This window comes from Pseudomonas sp. 05L36 (assembly GCF_056398125.1).
In genome coordinates, this window is sequence record NZ_JBFTOU010000008.1 from 77,834 (window position 1) to 96,763 (window position 18,930).

Sequence of the window (18,930 nt, forward strand, 5' to 3'; positions counted from 1 at the left end):
ATATATATGTACCGCAAAGACAGTCCTTGATGCATCGAGACTGACGTCCCTTCTATCAAGAGATGTCACTGTTTATGCATACCACAAATGCTTCGGCAACAACCCCATACCAACAATATCTGGGTCAACTCGCAGAATACGACGCGCTGCTAGGCCGTCTACGTGATGCCAAGGCGCGAGGCCTTGCTCTGGCCGGCATCTATTTATCTCCCCAGCCTCACTCCCCCCTTGCCCAGGAACATGACGTCGGGCAAACCCACTTGCACAGCTTGCTCAGACACCCGGACTATCTGGCACTTGTCGAAAAGTTGAAGATCATGAATTTTTTATCTGTGTCTACAGCAGGAGGACGCAGCGTTTACAAGACGGCTGACCAGAAGGGTGCCGAAGTCATTCTCTCCATGACTGAAAATCCTGGCTGGCGCGAACTGACCGAAAAAATCGAGCCGATAGCTCTCAGCATGGGCGGACAATTGCGCTCGGATAAGTTGCTCAGCCTTCCTCAGGTTCTGACGTATTACGCGTTACCGGCAGCGCAAACTCAAAACACCACTGAAATGGAGTCGCTAATTCACAAACTGGAGGAAAGACGCGCCAGTCACTCATTGCAACTCTTCAGTGGTGTTGATATCGACACCTTGAATCGTTCACCCACAGCTGAAGACCGACAACTACTCAAAACCATACAGAGAGCCACTCCGACATCCGCTATGACCATCGATAGCCTGCTCGCTCAACTGACGAACAGAGATATCGTTGCCATCGTCCAGCGCTTTCTTCCCGAAACCGAAAGCTCGCTATTCAGCTACCTGATTCAAAACGCAGTGCCCAATGCGACCGAAGCTCAAGTCCGTGTCACGCCCACGGTAGTGCTGGAAAGCATTTTGCGCTCCGCCGAGTCAGAGCGACTGGCAATGGCGCTGTTGGAAGGCTTGAACTGGTACGGTGGAAAACCCGGCGAAGAAACTTCATCAGGCGTACGAATCAAACTGCTCAGCAAAGCCATTCGCTTATGGACAAACAAGAGCGGTAATCCCGCTGATATCGCTGGATACCCATGGCATCAACGCTCGAATTGGGGAAAGAGTTATCCGAGTATCCGGGCTGAGTTTGAACAGCATCTATTCGATTCCCGGCGAGCGTCATCAATGACTGAGGCGATCTTGCTCGCGCGCTTGCTGCAACCAGAATTCCCACGAGCGTTTCAAGTCCCGGACATTCCACCTGATCTTCCCTATGGAAGTTCTGTGGTTTGGGTCAATTTTGTCCACGGTGTAACGCTGGCCGAAGCCATCGAGCCTGACTCGATCGAGCGGATGACCTTCCAGCAATTGGTCAACCTGCCAATCAAACGAACCGACGGAGCAACGCCAGAGCAATTGAATCTTATCGCCCTGGCGAGGCTGCTTCCGTCACTGGACTGGGCGGTTACCCAAGGGGTCATTTCGCAAAAAAGTCTTGAAAACCATTCACAGAGCGACATCGATCTGGCGCTATCTGCACTGGAAAACCAAAAAAACGAATTGAATGAGGCCCTCATTCAACTCGATAAAAAACCACCCGAACGACTGGCGATCGCCAAAACAAAAATGCAGTCAATCTTTGGAGAGGATGCCTTCATCTCGGATGGTCGAAAACTGGCTAGAAAGGGCATTACCGGACCGGCCGGTTTTCGTGACACGCCGCCGCTTAAAGGCAAGGAGTACGACTATTACTCGTTTGTCGACGTCTATGCATCCGGCAAGTTCGACGATCAGAAAAGTTGGCTGGCGACACAAAGCGACGGCACCACCATCAGCACGCAATGGATACGGATAGACGAAAGCCGAAGGATCGTCACCGGAGAAAGGCCATGGCGCAAACCAGGCTCCCGGTGGGTTATCTCACCGGAGACCAGGTTGCCCGACGTCAAAGCTCTGTTCGACAATGACTTCAAGCACTATCTGCAATTGACCACAACGGCCTATGAAACACTGATCAGAAGTCAATTGGCCTCACTCCCGTTTGCCGATCGCCAGGCCATCGCCTTAGGCGAACTCAGGGTATACAGCTTGAGAAAGGAAACGCGTGGTATCGAGGCCCAAAATGAAACGCCGGAAATGATCCTACCGCTACGAGCCCGCAACGGCTTGATACTGCAGGCGATCCATCCGCGCGAAACCCAGGGTCACGAACAGGGTATTGAAACCAGGTATTACGAATTGCTGCCCAGAGCAGGCGTCATACGTCGTATCGAAAACCTTGGCCCGGAACATTTGGGTGGTGCCGTCCAGACGGAAAAGTGGCGTCAACTGAAATCGACCGTTTCCGTCAGCGTATTGCGCCATAAGACGTTGCCCTTTGATTGGGACGCTCATTCGACAGGCAGCAAACCGAAAGAAGACGCGAGTTGCCAGGCTATCATCGAACAGTTAGGGGGCACTTTCGCCACCGAGACAGAGACAGTGGAAAGTTCGGACATTATCCCGTTGACGCTGTCATCAAGTCGTTGCGTGGCGATCAGTCATTTCATTGCAACTCAGCTGCTGTTCACGGACCCGATAAAACTTCGCATTGCCGCCTACGGACAAACGCGTTTCGAACTCGAAGAGGCGCGGGGTGAAAAAGCCCTCGAAATCGGGAAAATGTTCATGCCTTTCTGGAACAGTATCGAAGACTTGGCCTCCGGCGACAAAACACGCCTGATCAACGGGACGTTCGGCCTGTTTGCCGACCTGCTTTCCTTTGCACAACCCATCGGCAAGTTTGCCTCGGGCTCGGCAATACTGATCAGTAATGCAGGCCGACTGACCTTTCGCGCCAGACTTCCCGCATTTGTGTCGCTGACGAAAAAACTGTTGATTTCGAGCCTGCAAACGCTGAATCCGGTTGATGGTATTGGATCGCTGCTCCGGGCATTGGGAGCCAGAGGGGTAAAACTTGCCAGATTCAGCGTTCTCAGAATCAAGGAACTGGCGGGCAAGGCCGGCAGTTATGATTTCGTGCACAAGCTGCCGCAGATCAGCGATGCGGGCCGCTGGAAACCGTTGGCAAAGGGTGACCAGTTAGCGACCGTCAAGGGTATTGACGACATCCACATACGCAAATCGGCCATTCCCGACAATGCCGACTACCACTTGATCGATCCATTATCGTCCAGACCCTACGGTCCCCGGCTAACCACCCGCTCAGGTGATATTTCGTTAGGGAGATCGCATTACAATTCCCTGGATAACACCAAAAATCACGTCATTGTCGAAGTTTCTGAAAACAGCCGCATTCGGGAAGTGCTTGAAGTCGATGGCCGAACTACGTTGTTTATCGATGATGTGCCGTATCGGCTGGATGGCGACACGCTGCGTCGCGCCGACCTGATCGACGATCAGGCGATGCTCAGATCCTTGCCTTGTCGGGTACGGCGTGCCCCAGGTGCCGATGTATGCGAAACGAGCTATGTCACTCGCGCCCCCGCCCCTACTCCTGATATCAACAGCTTCGATGAAACCAAAGGTTGGGCCCCCTGGTTCGGAGATAGTATCTATACGAATGGCGCGAAGGGAACACCGATGAAAAGGGCATCGATTGCTACACACGAGACTCTCGGTGCAACCATCGAGTTTTGCCAAGGTATTTTTGGACGTGTGAAGGTCAGTGTTCCCGATCGGGGTGTAATGGATACCCTTAGAGCCGGCGCCATTATTGTCGAAGCGGCAGATGGCACGAAGCGGTATGTGTTTACACGCCTAAATGCCAGCGACTTTTTCGTTGCCGAACTCGCAAAAGGACGAAGCTTGGGTAATCCGCTGACATTCAAACAAGCATCAACGCTGTCCGAAGCGCTGAAGGAGCAATTGATGGTGGTCTACACCGGCTCGCTGAATGCCAACAACATGGCAAGAATCCATGGCATCGAGGCCGTCGAGCGCGCCATGAAAACCATGGATGAAATTGCCATTCCAATTAGCGTCCACGAGCCCAATACGCTCAAGCGACTCGAGCTGCTCAAGGTTGATACCAGTCCCGGGGAGGCAATTCTTTTCGATCATAAAACCAGAATGATCATCAGAAGTTCCGAGGATGGTGCCGCCACGTGGTCACCGTCCAAGAAAGCACCGGACAGCGTGCGTGAAACGACAGCGGAGGTTTTCAATAATCTGTTTCAGAAAAAAGTCATCGCCATCCAATCGAGTCGGGGCGAGCCCCTGGCTCTAAACATCGACAAGATGATGCAGCAACTGCAAGTCATCATCGGCCAAAAACTCCAGCGACCAGTGCATGCCCCAAGGAATATTGCGTTCGCCGAAATCAAGACCAAAGCTGGGGTGCGTGAAATCTATGTCAGCGTTTCCGGCAGCAAAGGTGACACCGGTTTCCTGCCAATGTTTCAAAATCCAGCTAACAGAAAGGAGGTAACCGTCGACGGTACCCGTTACTTCAATATAGATAAAGGAACCCGATTCCCGGAGACCGCCCTAAGCATAACCCCAGCGGGCAAGCTACAGGCGATCCCCCATACCATCGACAATATTGAAACATACACGCCTATGCTCACCTCTCGCCCAACCTCGCTGGACACTGAGAGCAAGCTCATTAGCGTCATACGCAAGAAATATCCAGATCCAAAAGACCTGGACTCCATCACGATCGCCACCACCTTAGCGCCCTGCGACTCCTGCGCGGTCGTCATGAAACAATTCGGCTATGACGGCAGCCCCAATGCACTCGACGTGATCTGGAAGTAAACGCTAGCGCAATCAATGCTGCTGCAAATGCCCATACAGCTTGGCGTATAACCCACCCTCGGCGATCAATTGCTGATGGTCGCCATCCTCGGCAATTTGCCCGCCGTCGAACACCAGCACACGATCGGCTTGTTTTACCGCCGAAAGACGGTGGGCAATGATCAGTGTGGTGCGGTTGCTCAGGAACCGCGCCAGTGCCTGGTGCAGGTTGTACTCGGTGGCGGCATCGAGCGCCGAGGTGGCTTCGTCGAGGATCACCACCTTGGGCTCGGCCAGCACCATCCGGGCGATGGCCAGGCGTTGGCGCTGCCCGCCGGACAAACGCACGCCGGAGCGCCCGACGATGCTGTCCAGGCCATTGGGCAAATCCCGGACCGTAGCGTGCAACTGGGCGATTTCCAGTGCCTGCCAGCAGGCCTCGTCACTGCGTTCGCGGCCCATGGTCAGGTTGGCGCGGATGGTGTCGTTGAACAGCGCCGGATGTTGCAGGACTACGGCGACATTTTCCCGCACGGTTTCCAGGCCGATCTCTTGCTGGGTTGAACCACCAAAGCGAATGGTGCCCGCCAGCGGCGTATACAAGCCCAGCAGTAGTTGCACCAGCGTGCTCTTGCCGCCGCCACTGGCACCGACGATTGCGACCTTTTCGCCGGGGGCGATGGACAGGTTCATCTGGTTCAAGACCAGTTCATCACCGTAACCGAAACTCAACCCCTGTACTTCCAGCCCGACCGTCTCGCGACCGACGAAAGGGTCGACGCCGCCCGGGTACTCGGGCTCATCGTCACGGGACAGCAGTTCGTTGATCCGCGACAGCGCACCATCGGCTGCGTAGTAGGCATATTGCAGGTTCAGCAGTTGTTCCACCGGACCGATCATGAACCACAGGTAGCTGAACACCGCGAGCATCTGGCCGATTGAAAGGTCGGAAAACAGTACGGTGAGCATCGCCGCGGCACGGAAAATATCGATGCCGAACTGGAACAGCAAGCCGCTGGCGCGGTTCGACGCATCGGTTTTCCATTGCGAGTTCACCGCATAGTCGCGCACGTCCCGGGCGCGCTGCCCCAAGCGACCGAGGAAAAACCCCTGGCGGTTACCGGCGCGTACTTCCTGGATCGCATCCAGGGTTTCGGTCAAGGCCTGGGTGAAGCGCGAGGTGCTGTCGTTCTCGAGCTTCTTCAGGTGTTTGACCCGTTTGCCCAACTGCACCGTGGCATAGATCACCAGCGGGTTGAACAGCAGGATCAGCAGCGCGAGTTTCCAGTGCATCCACATCAGGATGGAGGCAGTGCCCACCAGCGTCAGCATGGCCACGAGGAAACGGCTGAGGGTTTCGCCAACGAATTTGTCCAGGGTGTCCAGGTCGGTGACCAGATGCGTGGTCACCGTGCCGCTGCCCAGGCTTTCGTATTCGCCCAGCGAGATGCGCTTGAGTCGTTCGATCAGGCGTATGCGAATGCGATAGACGATGTCCTTGGCCAGTCCGGCGAACAATTTCGCCTGCACCACGTTGAACATCAACGCCGCGCAGCGCAGGGTCAGGGTCACCAGCAGCATCAGTCCGATGTAGCCCGCGGCTTTCTGCCAGCCTTCGGGCAGCGCGTGGTTCATGATCTTCAGCGCCGCATCACCGTGCCCCAGCAACACCTCGTCCACCAGCAATGGCAGGAGCAAGGGAATCGGCACGCTGCACAAGGTCGCCAGCACGGCCACGCCGTTGGCGATCCACAGGGATTTCTTGTGATGCAGGGCCAGTCGGCGGATTTCCGCCCAGCTCAGACGGTCGACACGTTTAGCGGATGCGACATCATCGGGCAGGTCATGCACAGGCAGCACGCTCCAGCCAGCGGCCGAGCAGCGGGGACAACTCGCTCAACGGCTGATAGCCATTGGTCAACAACGCCAACTGCCCATTTCGCTCAGCCAGCAACGTAGGAAAACCGGCGATGCCCAGGTCCTGGACCCAAGTGAAATCGGCAGATGTCGCGGCGTGCGTATCGGCACGGTCAAACGCGGCGGCGAATTCGATGCGCGGCAGACCGGCCTGTTCGGCCAGTTCCACCAGGACGCTGGCGCGGGTGACGTCGCGTCCTTCGGCATAAAATGCGTGCTGAATCAGCCCGAGCAGTTTCCAGGCACAATCCGGCGCCAGCGTGCGCGCCGTCACCAGTGCCCGGCAGGCAGGTTCGGTATCGTAGACAAAGCCATCGGGTAACGCGCCTTCAAGCTTGAAGGGCTGGCCGGTGGCCTCGGTGACCGCCTGCCAGTGTTCGAGGATATAGCGCCGGGTACTCGGCTCCAGTGCGGCACCGTTACCGGTGCGCAAACCACCCACGATCAGATGCACCTCCACGCCTGCGGCTTGCGCCTGCTCGACCAGTGCGTTGGCCACCGGGGCAAACCCCCAGCACCAGGAACACATCGGGTCCATCACATAAAGCAGGCGCGCAGACATGGTTCAGGCCTCGGAAGATGCTTGCTTGTAGTTGTAGCCGATCGGGTGAGGCTGGTTTCGAGCCTTGGCCAGCTCGATCTGCTTCTGCCGGTCGATCGCACTGCGACGGGTCTTCTCACTCAGCTTATCCCAGCAATGCGGGCAACTGATGCCGGCCACGTAATGCTCGGACGCGCGGTCTTCCACGCTGACCGGCGTGCGGCAGGCATGACATTGATCGTAGTCGCCTTCGCTCAGGTCGTGACGAACGGTCACGCGGTTGTCGAACACGAAGCAGTCGCCCTGCCACCTGGTTTCTTCCTGCGGCACCTCTTCGAGGTACTTCAGGATGCCGCCCTTGAGGTGAAAGACCTCACCGTAGCCCTCGCTGAGCATGTAGCTCGAGGCCTTCTCGCAGCGGATGCCACCGGTGCAGAACATCGCGACCTTCTTGTGCACGGCCGGGTCGAAGTTGGCTTTGATGTAATCGGGAAATTCGCGAAAACTGGTGGTTTTCGGATCGATGGCGCCTTCGAAGGTACCGATCGAGACCTCGTAATCGTTACGGGTGTCGATCAGCAGTACTTCCGGGTCGCTGATCAGCGCGTTCCAGTCCTGCGGATCGACGTAGGTGCCGACCTTTTTGTTCGGGTCCACGCCTTCCACGCCGAGGGTGACGATTTCTTTCTTGAGCTTGACTTTGGTGCGGTAGAACGGCTGGTCGTCGCAGTACGACTCTTTATGGTCGATGTCGTCCATGCGCGGGTCGTTCTTGAGCCAGGCCATCAGCCCGTCGATGCCTTCGCGGCTGCCGGACACGGTGCCGTTGATACCCTCTTCGGCAATCAGCAGCGTGCCTTTGATGCCGTTGTCGACCATCGCTTGCAGCAGGGGCTCGCGCAGGGCGACGTAATCTTCCAGGGTGACGAACTTATACAGTGCCGCCACGACAATCTGTTGTGTCATGGGTAAATCTCCAGGTGGCTACCCTCGTAAGGGGTGAACCGGATGCGAAAAAAAACGCGCCGGGTTAGCGGCGCGTTGGGCATTCTAACAAAAAAGATCGCAGCCTGCGGCAGCTCCTACATGGGAATGCGTATTCCTGTAGGAGCTGCCGCAGGCTGCGATCTTTTGAGCTTAATGCTCGCTACCGCCAGCGCAGGTCGGCGAGGCCGGGGCCGCGTCGATCCGGGCCCATTCCTCCGGCGTGTAGGTATGCAGCGCCAACGCATGGAACTCGCCCATCAGCTCGCCGAGCGTGCCGTAGACCTTCTGGTGGCGCTTGACCCGGTTCAGGCCTTCGAACTGCGCGCTGACCACCACAGCCTTGAAATGGGTCTGCAACCCACGGCTGTGCATATGGCTCTCATCCAGCACGTGCAGATGCTCGGGCTGAAGCAGGGCCAGTGTCGATTCGATGCGTTGTTGCATGGTCATACCGAACTCCGCTTAAGGCTTTTTCTTGGCTGGCGCAGCCGCGTCTTTCGGCGTCAGCTCGGCGGTCATGTCAGCCAACAGCTTGTTGACCACCGGCACTGCGCTTTCCAGCTTGGCCTGGGTCATCTGGGCCGATTGCTGGGTCAGCTGAGGCATTTTTTCCAGGACTTTCTTGCCCAGTGGCGACTGGTAGAACGCAACCAGGTCCTTGAGCTCGGATTCGGTGAAGTTGGTGGTGTAGAGCTTGACCATGTCCGGTTTCAGCTTGTTCCAGCCAATGGCCTGGTCCAGAGCGGCGTTGGCCTTGGCCTGGTAGGTTTCCAGCACGGCTTTTTTCGACTCAGGAGCTTTGGTCTGTTCGAAACGCTGGGCAAACATCTGCTGTACTTGCATGTACACCGGGGTGCCCAGTTTGTCAGCGTGCGCCATGGTCAGGAAAGCCTCGGCACTGGCGTTATGGCTGGCGGTGTCGGCAAGAACCTGGCCGCTGGCGCAGACCAAAGCAACGGCGGTACAGATGGCACGAAGACGAGTCATCGAGTTTCCTTTTCTAGCTGGCGAGGTAAGACCCCAAGGGCGTCCATTCTGCGCCTAAAAAAGTCTGTCGCTCAACCCCAAGCCTTGTCGTACCTGATTTAGAGGGGTTGAATGGTCAAATTCAGACTGATGGAACCACGGCCGTCGATCACGGCCTAAACTGCGCAATCGGACCTACAGGAGTGAGCAAGATGAGCCGTATCGAAACCGACAGCCTCGGCGAGGTTGAAGTCCCGGATGAAGCCTACTGGGGCGCTCAGACACAACGCTCGCTGATCAACTTCGCCATTGGCAACGAACGCATGCCGCTGGCGGTGTTGCATGCCCTGGCGCTGATCAAGAAAGCCGCGGCACGGGTCAATGATCGCAACGGCGACGTGCCCGCCGACATCGCCCGCCTGATCGAGCAGGCAGCCGACGAAGTGCTCGGCGGCGACCACGACGACCAGTTTCCGCTGGTGGTCTGGCAAACCGGCAGCGGCACCCAGAGCAACATGAATGTCAACGAAGTGATCGCCGGTCGCGCCAACGAGCTGGCCGGCAACCCCCGTGGCGGCAAGTCCCCGGTGCACCCCAATGATCACGTCAATCGCTCCCAGAGTTCCAACGACTGCTTCCCTACCGCCATGCACATCGCCGCCGTCCAGGCGGTGCAACAGCACTTGCTGCCGGCGATCAGCGAACTGTCCGGCGGGCTGGCCGAGTTGGCCGCCCGCCATATGAAACTGGTCAAGACCGGCCGCACCCACATGATGGATGCGACTCCGATCAGCTTCGGTCAGGAAATCTCGGCGTTCATCGCGCAACTCGATTACGCCGAACGGGCGATCCGCAGCGCACTGCCCGCGGTCTGCGAGCTGGCCCAGGGCGGAACGGCCGTCGGCACCGGGCTCAATTCACCCCACGGCTTCGGTGAGGCCATCGCTGCAGAATTGGCCGCCCTCTCCGGTTTGCCATTTATCACCGCACCGAACAAGTTCGCCGCACTGGCCGGCCATGAGCCGCTGACCACGCTGTCCGGCGCGCTGAAAACCCTCGCCGTGACCCTGATGAAGATCGCCAACGATCTGCGCCTGCTGGGTTCCGGTCCGCGCGCCGGCTTCGCCGAAGTCAAGCTGCCGGCCAATGAACCGGGCAGCTCGATCATGCCAGGCAAGGTCAACCCGACCCAGTGCGAAGCCTTGTCGATGCTGGCCTGCCAGGTGTTGGGCAACGACGTCGCCATCGGCTTTGCCGCCAGTCAGGGCCACTTGCAGCTGAACGTGTTCAAACCGGTGATCATCCACAACCTGCTGCAATCGATCCGTTTGCTGGGTGATGGCTGCAGCAACTTCCAGCAGCACTGCGTGGCCGGTCTGGAGCCGGATGCGGAAAAAATGGCTGAACACCTGGAACGAGGCCTGATGCTGGTGACGGCGCTCAACCCGCACATTGGCTATGACAAATCGGCGAAGATCGCCAAGAAGGCCTACAGCGAAGGCCTGACCTTGCGCGAGGCGGCGTTGCAACTGGGGTATCTGACCGATGAAGAGTTCGATGCGTGGGTAAGGCCGGAGAATATGCTGGAGGCTGGGGCCAAGGGCTGAGTTTTGCAGTGAAGCGAAAAGATCGCAGCCTGCGGCAGCTCCTACGGGAATACGCGTTTACATGTAGGAGCTGCCGCAGGCTGCGATCTTTTGATCTTCAGGCCATCCGCACCTTCCGCGCCTTCCGCGCCTTCAGCCCGGCAATCAACGAAGGCCCCAACGCCACCAGCGCCGACCCCAGCACCACCAGCACCGCACCGCCATAACCCAGACCATTGATCGTCTCGGCATACACATAGTCAGGCCATAGCCATGCAGCCATGGCAACCGCCACAAAGGTCACCAGCGGTGTGATGGCCAGCGTTGCGCTGACCCGAGAGGCTTCCCAATGGGCCAGGGCCTCGGCAAACGCGCCATAGGCAATCAGGGTGTTGAGGCAGCACGCCAGCAGCAACCAACCCTGCAACGGGTTCAATTGCAACGCTTCGAGCGGATGCACCCACGGCGTCAACAGCAGCGCGCAAAACAGGTAGATCACCATCATCACCTGCAGCGAATTCCACACCGTCAGCAATTGCTTCTGCCCCAGGGCATAGAAGGTCCAGACCGTGGACGCCAACAGCACCAGCAGCACGCCAGCGGTGTAGTCGGTCAGCGACGTGAGCAATTCACTCAAGCGCTGGTTGAAAAACAGCGCAAAACCGATCAGCAGCACCAACAGCCCGATCCCCTGCCCCAGGCTGAACCGCTCCTTGAACACAAACACGCTGGCGATCAGCAGCATGATCGGCCCCATCTGCACCACGAGTTGCGCCGTGCCGGGGCTGAGCAGGTTCAGGCCCATCAAATACAGCACATAGTTACCGACCAGGCCGAGCACCGCCATCAGTACCAGCCAGCCACCGCGAGGACCGAGCACTTTGCGGCTAGGCAGACGCCTGGTGGCCGCCAGGTAAATGAACAGGCAGCCGCCGGACACCATCAAGCGAAACCAGGTGACTGTCACCGGATCCATCACCAGCAGCACCTGCTTGAGCTTGATCGGCAGGATTCCCCACAACAACGCGGTCAACAAGGCCAGGAACAGACCGTAACCCCAGCGACCCGATGAAATGTGCATGTGAACCCCAACGCCAACTGACAGGAGCCGTCATTCTAGGCCTGGAGCGGTGGCGTACACAGGCACAGTTTCGGTCTGGCCGCGAATGAAACTGTGCGGGTCGTAATCTTCAGGTGATGTTTTTTGACCGTGGCGCACCCATCGCGAGCAAGCTCGCTCCCACAGTGTCTAGCGGCGATCATTAATCTTGTGTACGCCACAAAACCTGTGGGAGCGAGCTTGCTCGCGATGGCTATCTAACTGACAACAAGGTACATCAAGGCTTAACGCACCGCCTCAAACAGTCCCGTAGCCCCCATCCCGCCACCCACGCACATGGTGACGACACCGTAACGCAGATTGCGTCGCTGCAATTCACGAACCAGATGCCCGACCTGGCGCGAGCCGGTCATGCCGAACGGGTGACCGATGGAGATCGAGCCGCCGTTGACGTTGTACCGGGCGTTGTCGATTTCCAGGCGGTTGCGGCTGTACAGGCACTGCGAGGCGAACGCTTCGTTGAGTTCCCACAGGTCGATGTCGTCAATCCGCAAGCCTTTGGCCTTGAGCAGTTTCGGTACCGAAAACACCGGGCCGATGCCCATCTCGTCCGGCGCGCAACCGGCCACGGTAAAACCGCGAAAGAACGCTTTCGGCTTGAGCCCCAGTTCCAGCGCTTTTTCCAGGCTCATCACCAGGGTCATGGACGCGCCATCAGACAGTTGCGAAGAGTTGCCGGCCGTGACCGAGCCATCTTCGGCGAACACCGGCTTCAACCCGGCCAGACTTTCCAGGGTGGTGTCCGGGCGGTTGCAGTCATCGCGGTCGACGATGCCGTCGAGAATCTGCACCTGACCGGTGTTTTTGTCTTCGACGCGGTACTTCACCGCCATCGGCGCGATTTCATCGCAGAACAGCCCGGCGGCCTGAGCCTGAGCAGTACGCTGCTGGCTTTGCAACGCGTACAGGTCCTGCTCTTCACGGCTGACGCCGTACCGACGCGCGACTATTTCAGCAGTCTGCCCCATCGGGAAGTAGATGCCCGGCACCTGTTCCTTGAGCAGCGGGTTGATCAGGTTGTCGGTATTGACGCTCTTCATGGTCAGGCTGATGGACTCGACACCGCCGGCGACGATGATGTCGCTGCAACCCGAAGCGATCTGGTTGGCGGCAATGGCGATCGCCTGCAAACCCGAGGAACAGAAGCGGTTGAGGGTCATGCCGGCCGTGCCGATGCCCAGGCGCGACAGCACCGCGACATTGCGACCGATATTGAAACCCTGGGCGCCTTCGTTGGAACCGGCGCCAACGATGCAGTCCTCGACGCTCGCCGGATCGATACCGGAGCGTAGCAACAGTGCATCGACACAGTGTGCCGCCATGTCGTCCGGGCGGGTCATGTTGAATTTGCCGCGAAAGGATTTGGCCAGGCCGGTCCGCACGCTGTCGACGATCACCACTTCACGCATGACATACCTCATTGTTGTTATCGGTTGAGAGTGGACCGAGCATAAGTCCAGCGCTTCACCGACCGCGACAATCATTCACCTCGCGTATGCGCAACCATCGCTTCAATCCTTGTCCTTACGCTTCTTGTTCTCATGCCGGTCGGATTTTTCGAAAGCCTCCTCCAGTGCGCGATTGATGGTGCGCAAGACTTTGACCCGTGCCCAACGCTTGTCGTTGGCTTCCACCAGGGTCCATGGCGCAATCTCGGTGCTGGTACGGTCGACCATGTCGCCAACCGCCGCGCGATAGTCATCCCACTTTTCACGGTTGCGCCAGTCATCGTCAGTGATCTTGAAGCGCTTGAAGGGAATCTTTTCGCGCTCCTCGAAGCGCTCCAGTTGCGTCTGTTTGTCGATGGACAGCCAGAACTTGACCACGATCACCCCGGCATCGGTCAGTTGTTCCTCGAAATCGTTGATCTCGCTGTAGGCACGCAGCCAGTCTGCCGGGCTGCAAAACCCTTCGATACGCTCCACTAACACCCGGCCATACCAGGAGCGGTCGAACACGGTGAACTTGCCCCGGGCCGGCAGGTGCCGCCAGAAGCGCCACAGATACGGTTGCGCCCGTTCTTCTTCGGTGGGCGCGGCAATCGGCACGATGCTGTACTGGCGCGGATCAAGCGCTGCCGCTACCCGGCGGATCGCCCCGCCCTTGCCAGCCGCGTCGTTGCCTTCGAACACCGCCACCAGCGCGTGGCGGCGCATGCGTTTGTCGCGCATCAACCCGGAAAACCGCGCCTGCTCGGTAATCAGCTGTTCTTCGTAATCTTCCTTGTCCAGGTGCAGGGTCAGGTCCAGGCTGTCGATCAGGTTCACTTGATCGACACTGGGGAACACTGGCGCGGCGCTGACCTTTTCCGGATGGATCGTCGGTCGCTGCAATGCGCCCTGCAGGCCCGCCAGCAGAATCCGCCCCACGGCCAAGCTCCGATAATGGGCATCCACCCCGGCGATCACATGCCACGGTGCATAGTCGCGGCTGGTGCGGCGCAGCACCCGTTCGCCATACTTCACGAACCTGTCGTAGGTTTGCGACTGCTGCCAGTCCAGCGGGCTGATGCGCCAGCTGTGCAGCGGGTCGTCGGCCAGCGCCTTGAGGCGTGCCTTCATTTGCTTCTTGGAGAGGTGAAACCAGAACTTGAAGATCAGCGCACCTTCATCGCACAGCATCTTTTCCAGGCGCTCGGCGCCGTTGATCGCCTGGTCCAGTCGCGGATCCTTGAACACGCCATGGACCCGTCCCTGCAGCATCTGGCTGTACCAGTTGCCGAAGAAAATCCCCATGCGCCCCTTGGCCGGGAGCATCCGCCAGTACCGCCAGGCCGGCGGCCGCGCCAGTTCTTCATCGGTTTGCTGGTCGAAGGTGCGGACCTCGATCAAGCGCGGGTCCATCCACTCGTTGAGCACCTTGATCGTCTCACCCTTACCGGCACCTTCGATGCCATTGATCAAAATGATCACCGGAAAGCGGCGTTGCTGCTGCAATTCGAATTGCGCTTCGAGCAACGCTTCGCGCAGGGCCGGGACTTCGGCGTCGTAGGTTGCTTTGTCAATGGCGTGATCGATTTCAGCAGATTCAAACATGAGCGGCTCCCTTCCAGATGTGAGCAAGACTAGCGGATTGAACTGAAGGCCAGCAGAGATTCTCCCGGTCTCGGCCAATACATGCCTTGCCACGGATCAAGCACCACGCCGTCGATCGGCTAGAATGGCGGCCTTGCCGTTGCCGAGCCTGCCATGAAACCTGAATTGCCCCACGCCCAGCTCGACTGGGACGACCAAGGTCGCCCGTATTCGCGAGTGTTCGACGATGTGTATTTCTCCGATCAGTCGGGGCTGGACGAAACCCGCTATGTCTTTATCGAACAGAACTGTTTGGCGGAGCGCTTTGCGGCCTTGCCCGAGGGCGGACGGCTAGTCATCGGGGAAACAGGGTTCGGCACCGGGCTGAATTTCCTGTGCGCCTGGCAGGTGTTCGAACAACACGCGGCGGCCGGAGCGCGGCTGCATTTTGTCAGCGTCGAAAAGTACCCGTTGAGCCCGGCCGATTTGCAACGAGCCCTGGCGCTGTGGCCGGAACTCAAGGTGTTTGCCGATCAATTGCTGTCGCAGTACGTGGCGATCCATCAGGGTTTTCAGCGCCTGACGCTGGACCACGGCCGCGTGACCCTGACGCTGCTGATCGGCGATGCACTGGAGCAACTGCCGCAACTCGATGCCCGAATCGACGCCTGGTTCCTCGACGGTTTCGCTCCGGCGAAAAACCCTGACATGTGGACCGCCGAACTGTTTGCCGAACTGGCACGCCTGGCCGCTCCCGGTGCATCCATCAGCACCTTCACCAGCACCGGTTGGGTGCGGCGCCTGCTCAACGCCGCCGGCTTCAAGATGAAACGCACACCTGGCATCGGCCATAAATGGGAAATCCTGCGCGGTGAGTTCCTCGGCTGGCCCCAGGAAGCGCCGGCCCCGGCCCTGGATAAACCCTGGTTTGCCCGCCCGGCCCCGCTGACCGGCGAGCGCCAGGCACTGGTAATCGGTGCCGGCCTGGCCGGTTGTGCCAGCGCCGCCAGCCTCGCCGCGCGTGGTTGGCAAGTGACAGTGCTGGAGCGCCACGACGACATCGCCCGGGAAGCCTCGGGCAACCCGCAGGGCGTGCTCTACCTGAAGTTATCCGCCCACGGCACGGCGTTGTCACAAATGATCGTCAGCGGTTTCGGCTACACCCGACGCCTGCTCGAACACTTGCAACGGGGTCGCGACTGGGACGATTGCGGCGTGTTGCAACTGGCCTTCAATGCCAAGGAAGCCGAACGCCAGGCGCAATTGGCCGCGGCGTTTCCAGCGGACTTGCTGCACCTGCTGGATCAACCCGAGGCGCAGGCCGTGGCCGGTATCGGGCTGGCACAGGGGGGGCTGTTCTATCCCGAAGGCGGCTGGGTTCACCCACCGGCGCTGTGCCAGTGGCAGGCTGCGCATCCACAGATTCAATTGCTCACCCATCACGATGCGCTGGAACTGCGCAAGGTTGAAGGCCGTTGGCAAGCCTGGGACGGCGAGCGATTGCTTGCCGACGCCCCCGTGGTGGTGCTCGCTGGCGCAGCCGAAATCCAGCGTTTCCCCGAGAGCGCCGAGTTGCCGCTCAAACGCATTCGCGGACAAATCACCCGCCTGGCGCAAACCCCGCAAAGCCAGGCCCTGAGCACCGTGGTGTGTGCAGAAGGCTATGTCGCCCCTGCCCGTTTGGGCGAACACACCCTGGGGGCCAGTTTCGATTTCAAGAGCGATGACCTGACGCCGACCACGGCCGAACACCTGGGCAACATGGCCATGCTCGAAGAGATTTCCCACGATCTGGTCGAGCGTCTACAGGCCGATAATCTTGCGCCTGAAAGCCTCCAGGGGCGTGCCGCTTTTCGCTGCACCAGCCCCGACTACTTGCCAATCGTCGGCCCGTTAGCCGACACCCAGGCGTTCACTCAGGCTTATGCAGCGCTGGGCAAGGATGCCCGGCAGGTGCCGGACGCCGAATGCCCATGGCTTGACGGTTTGTACATCAACAGCGGTCACGGCTCGCGCGGCCTGATCACCGCGCCGCTGTCCGGAGAACTGCTGGCAGCCTGGCTGGACAACGAACCCCTGCCGTTGCCCAGAAGCGTGGCCGAAGCCTGCCATCCCAATCGGTTTGCCCTGCGGCGCCTGATCCGGGGCAAGTAATCGATACAGCAGCCGAAGTCGCCCTCACGGGGCGATTCGGCCGTGGTCTGGCGCGCATATAACTCATCGATCTAAAACTCCCCTTACCGAGGAGGGTCACTTTCTGAGTACCCGCCGTTCTGGCGCGGTATCGATCGACCCTCCCCAACGGAAAAACCGGTAAGGAATTTATGTGCGGATTAGCTGGCGAGTTACGTTTTGATCATCAACCTGCAGACCTTGCAGCCATTGAACGAATCACCCATCACCTGGCCCCCCGCGGCCCCGACGCCTGGGGCTTTCATAGCCAGGGGCCGGTTGCCCTGGGCCATCGGCGCCTGAAAATCATGGACCTGTCGGACGGCTCGGCGCAGCCGATGATCGACCCGCAATTGGGCTTGTCCCTGGCCTTCAACGGGGCGATCTACAACTTTCCGCAATTGCGCGCCGAGCTTGAAAGCCTGGGATACACCTTCTATTCCGGTGGCGACACCGAAGTGTTGCTCAAGGGCTATCACGCCTGGGGCGAAGCGCTGCTGCCAAAACTCAACGGCATGTTTGCCTTCGCCGTTTGGGAGCGCGATGCCCAACGCCTGTTCATCGCCCGCGACCGACTCGGCGTGAAACCGCTGTACCTGTCGCGCACCGACCAGCGCCTGCGCTTCGCCTCGGCGCTGCCGGCATTGCTCAAGGGCGGCGACATCAACCCGATCCTCGATCCTGTAGCGCTCAATCACTATCTGAATTTCCACTCCGTGGTCCCGGCACCGCGCACCTTGCTGGCGGGCATTGAAAAACTGCCGCCGGCCACCTGGATGCGCATCGAAGCCGATGGCCGCACCGAACAGAAAACCTGGTGGACCCTGCCCTACGGCCCTCACGCCGATGAGACGGATCTGACCCTCGAAGACTGGCGCGACCGTGTGCTCGTCAGCACTCGCGAAGCTGTTGCCATCCGCCAACGTGCAGCGGTGGATGTCGGCGTGCTCTTGTCCGGCGGCGTCGATTCAAGCCTGCTGGTGGGCCTGTTGCGGGAAGTCGGCGTGGACAATCTGTCGACCTTTTCCATCGGGTTTCAGGATGCGGGCGGCGAGCGCGGTGACGAGTTCCAGTATTCCGACCTGATCGCCCGGCACTACGGCACGCAGCATCACCAATTGCGCATCGAAGAAAAAGAGATCATCGAACAACTGCCCGCCGCATTCCGCGCCATGAGCGAACCGATGGTCAGCCATGACTGCATTGCCTTCTACCTGTTGTCACGGGAGGTGGCCAAACACTGCAAAGTCGTCCAGAGCGGCCAGGGCGCCGATGAACTGTTCGCCGGTTACCACTGGTATCCGCAAGTGGACGGCGCGAGTGATCCGTATGCCGCGTACCGCGAAGCGTTTTTCGACCGCAGCTACGACGACTACGCCGCCACCGTGCAACCAAAATGGATGAGCGCGAATGACGCCGCCGGTGACTTCGTCAAAGCCCATTTCGCCCAGCCCGGTGCCGATGCGGCGGTGGACAAGGCCTTGCGTCTGGACAGCACGGTGATGCTGGTGGACGACCCGGTCAAACGCGTCGACAACATGACCATGGCCTGGGGTCTGGAGGCGCGCACGCCGTTTCTCGACTACCGCCTGGTGGAGCTGTCGGCACGGATTCCGGGGCGCTTCAAACTGCCGGACGGCGGCAAGCACGTCTTGAAAGAAGCCGCGCGACAAGTGATTCCCAGTGAAGTGATCGACCGCAAGAAAGGTTACTTCCCGGTGCCGGGCCTCAAGCATTTGCAAGGCGATACGCTGGAATGGGTGCGCGAGCTACTGCTCGATCCCAGCCAGGATCGCGGCCTGTTCAACCCCGCGATGCTCGACCGTCTGCTGACCGATCCACAGGGTCAATTGACTCCGTTGCGCGGCTCGAAGCTGTGGCAACTGGCGGCCCTCAACCTGTGGCTCAGCGAACAAGGAATCTGACC

At 59.2% G+C, this 18,930-nt stretch carries 12 protein-coding genes; 4 read left to right on the forward strand and 8 right to left on the reverse strand.

Going from position 1 to position 18,930, the window contains the following annotated elements:
• The first annotated feature begins 74 nt into the window (after nt 1–74).
• A complete protein-coding gene (locus AC1DKH_RS11235) occupies nt 75–4,721 on the forward strand; it encodes a hypothetical protein (RefSeq protein WP_477798186.1) in 4,647 nt (1,548 codons plus the stop codon).
• Nucleotides 4,722–4,733: 12 nt separating this feature from the next.
• Here the strand turns inward: AC1DKH_RS11235 and AC1DKH_RS11240 are convergent, their stop codons facing one another.
• The 5 genes from AC1DKH_RS11240 to AC1DKH_RS11260 form a co-directional block, all read right to left on the reverse strand.
• Nucleotides 4,734–6,551, reverse strand: a complete 1,818-nt coding sequence (locus tag AC1DKH_RS11240) for an ABC transporter ATP-binding protein (RefSeq protein WP_477798269.1) — start codon at nt 6,549–6,551, stop codon at nt 4,734–4,736.
• Nucleotides 6,544–7,146, reverse strand: coding sequence for a DsbA family protein (locus AC1DKH_RS11245; RefSeq protein ID WP_477754615.1), 603 nt, complete (start codon nt 7,144–7,146; stop codon nt 6,544–6,546). The genes AC1DKH_RS11240 and AC1DKH_RS11245 overlap by 8 nt, the downstream gene beginning before the upstream one ends.
• A 36-nt stretch (nt 7,147–7,182) precedes the next feature.
• The gene (trhO, locus tag AC1DKH_RS11250) at nt 7,183–8,124 is read right to left on the reverse strand and encodes an oxygen-dependent tRNA uridine(34) hydroxylase TrhO (RefSeq protein WP_477798187.1); all 942 of its coding nucleotides are present in this window, start codon (nt 8,122–8,124) and stop codon (nt 7,183–7,185) included.
• Between the two features lie 171 nt (nt 8,125–8,295).
• A complete protein-coding gene (locus AC1DKH_RS11255; RefSeq protein ID WP_477754612.1) occupies nt 8,296–8,595 on the reverse strand; it encodes a BolA family protein in 300 nt (99 codons plus the stop codon).
• 12 nt (nt 8,596–8,607) lie between these two features.
• Nucleotides 8,608–9,132 (reverse strand): DUF2059 domain-containing protein, encoded by a 525-nt coding sequence (locus AC1DKH_RS11260; protein ID WP_007997268.1) that lies wholly within the window; start codon nt 9,130–9,132, stop codon nt 8,608–8,610.
• A gap of 191 nt (nt 9,133–9,323) precedes the next feature.
• Here AC1DKH_RS11260 and AC1DKH_RS11265 point away from each other — a divergent pair, with 191 nt between their 5' ends.
• Nucleotides 9,324–10,718 carry a class II fumarate hydratase gene (locus AC1DKH_RS11265; RefSeq protein ID WP_477754613.1) on the forward strand — a complete coding sequence of 465 codons (1,395 nt, stop codon included), beginning with the start codon at nt 9,324–9,326 and terminating at the stop codon, nt 10,716–10,718.
• A gap of 97 nt (nt 10,719–10,815) precedes the next feature.
• Here the strand turns inward: AC1DKH_RS11265 and AC1DKH_RS11270 are convergent, their stop codons facing one another.
• The 3 genes from AC1DKH_RS11270 to pap form a co-directional block, all read right to left on the reverse strand.
• A complete protein-coding gene (locus tag AC1DKH_RS11270; protein WP_477798188.1) occupies nt 10,816–11,778 on the reverse strand; it encodes a DMT family transporter in 963 nt (320 codons plus the stop codon).
• A gap of 263 nt (nt 11,779–12,041) precedes the next feature.
• Nucleotides 12,042–13,226, reverse strand: coding sequence for a thiolase family protein (locus AC1DKH_RS11275; RefSeq protein WP_477798189.1), 1,185 nt, complete (start codon nt 13,224–13,226; stop codon nt 12,042–12,044).
• A 102-nt stretch (nt 13,227–13,328) separates the two neighbouring features.
• A complete protein-coding gene (pap, locus tag AC1DKH_RS11280; protein WP_477798190.1) occupies nt 13,329–14,852 on the reverse strand; it encodes a polyphosphate:AMP phosphotransferase in 1,524 nt (507 codons plus the stop codon).
• 153 nt (nt 14,853–15,005) lie between these two features.
• Here pap and mnmC point away from each other — a divergent pair, with 153 nt between their 5' ends.
• Nucleotides 15,006–16,985 (forward strand): bifunctional tRNA (5-methylaminomethyl-2-thiouridine)(34)-methyltransferase MnmC2/FAD-dependent 5-carboxymethylaminomethyl-2-thiouridine(34) oxidoreductase MnmC1, encoded by a 1,980-nt coding sequence (gene mnmC / locus AC1DKH_RS11285; RefSeq protein ID WP_477798191.1) that lies wholly within the window; start codon nt 15,006–15,008, stop codon nt 16,983–16,985.
• Between the two features lie 170 nt (nt 16,986–17,155).
• Nucleotides 17,156–18,928: an N-acetylglutaminylglutamine amidotransferase gene (locus AC1DKH_RS11290; RefSeq protein WP_477798192.1), complete on the forward strand. Its 1,773-nt coding sequence runs from the start codon at nt 17,156–17,158 to the stop codon at nt 18,926–18,928.
• Nucleotides 18,929–18,930: the final 2 nt, after the last annotated feature.

Bases quoted from the DNA above. Each gene is read 5' to 3' on its own strand.
- AC1DKH_RS11255 (WP_477754612.1), bottom strand. From the start codon at position 8,595: ATGACCATGCAACAACGCATCGAATCGACACTGGCCCTGCTTCAGCCC.
- AC1DKH_RS11270 (WP_477798188.1), bottom strand. From the start codon at position 11,778: ATGCACATTTCATCGGGTCGCTGGGGTTACGGTCTGTTCCTGGCCTTG.
- AC1DKH_RS11275 (WP_477798189.1), bottom strand. From the start codon at position 13,226: ATGCGTGAAGTGGTGATCGTCGACAGCGTGCGGACCGGCCTGGCCAAA.
- trhO (WP_477798187.1), bottom strand. From the start codon at position 8,124: ATGACACAACAGATTGTCGTGGCGGCACTGTATAAGTTCGTCACCCTG.
- AC1DKH_RS11290 (WP_477798192.1), top strand. From the start codon at position 17,156: ATGTGCGGATTAGCTGGCGAGTTACGTTTTGATCATCAACCTGCAGAC.
- AC1DKH_RS11235 (WP_477798186.1), top strand. From the start codon at position 75: ATGCATACCACAAATGCTTCGGCAACAACCCCATACCAACAATATCTG.
- pap (WP_477798190.1), bottom strand. From the start codon at position 14,852: ATGTTTGAATCTGCTGAAATCGATCACGCCATTGACAAAGCAACCTAC.
- AC1DKH_RS11265 (WP_477754613.1), top strand. From the start codon at position 9,324: ATGAGCCGTATCGAAACCGACAGCCTCGGCGAGGTTGAAGTCCCGGAT.
- AC1DKH_RS11260 (WP_007997268.1), bottom strand. From the start codon at position 9,132: ATGACTCGTCTTCGTGCCATCTGTACCGCCGTTGCTTTGGTCTGCGCC.
- AC1DKH_RS11245 (WP_477754615.1), bottom strand. From the start codon at position 7,146: ATGTGTTCCTGGTGCTGGGGGTTTGCCCCGGTGGCCAACGCACTGGTC.
- mnmC (WP_477798191.1), top strand. From the start codon at position 15,006: ATGAAACCTGAATTGCCCCACGCCCAGCTCGACTGGGACGACCAAGGT.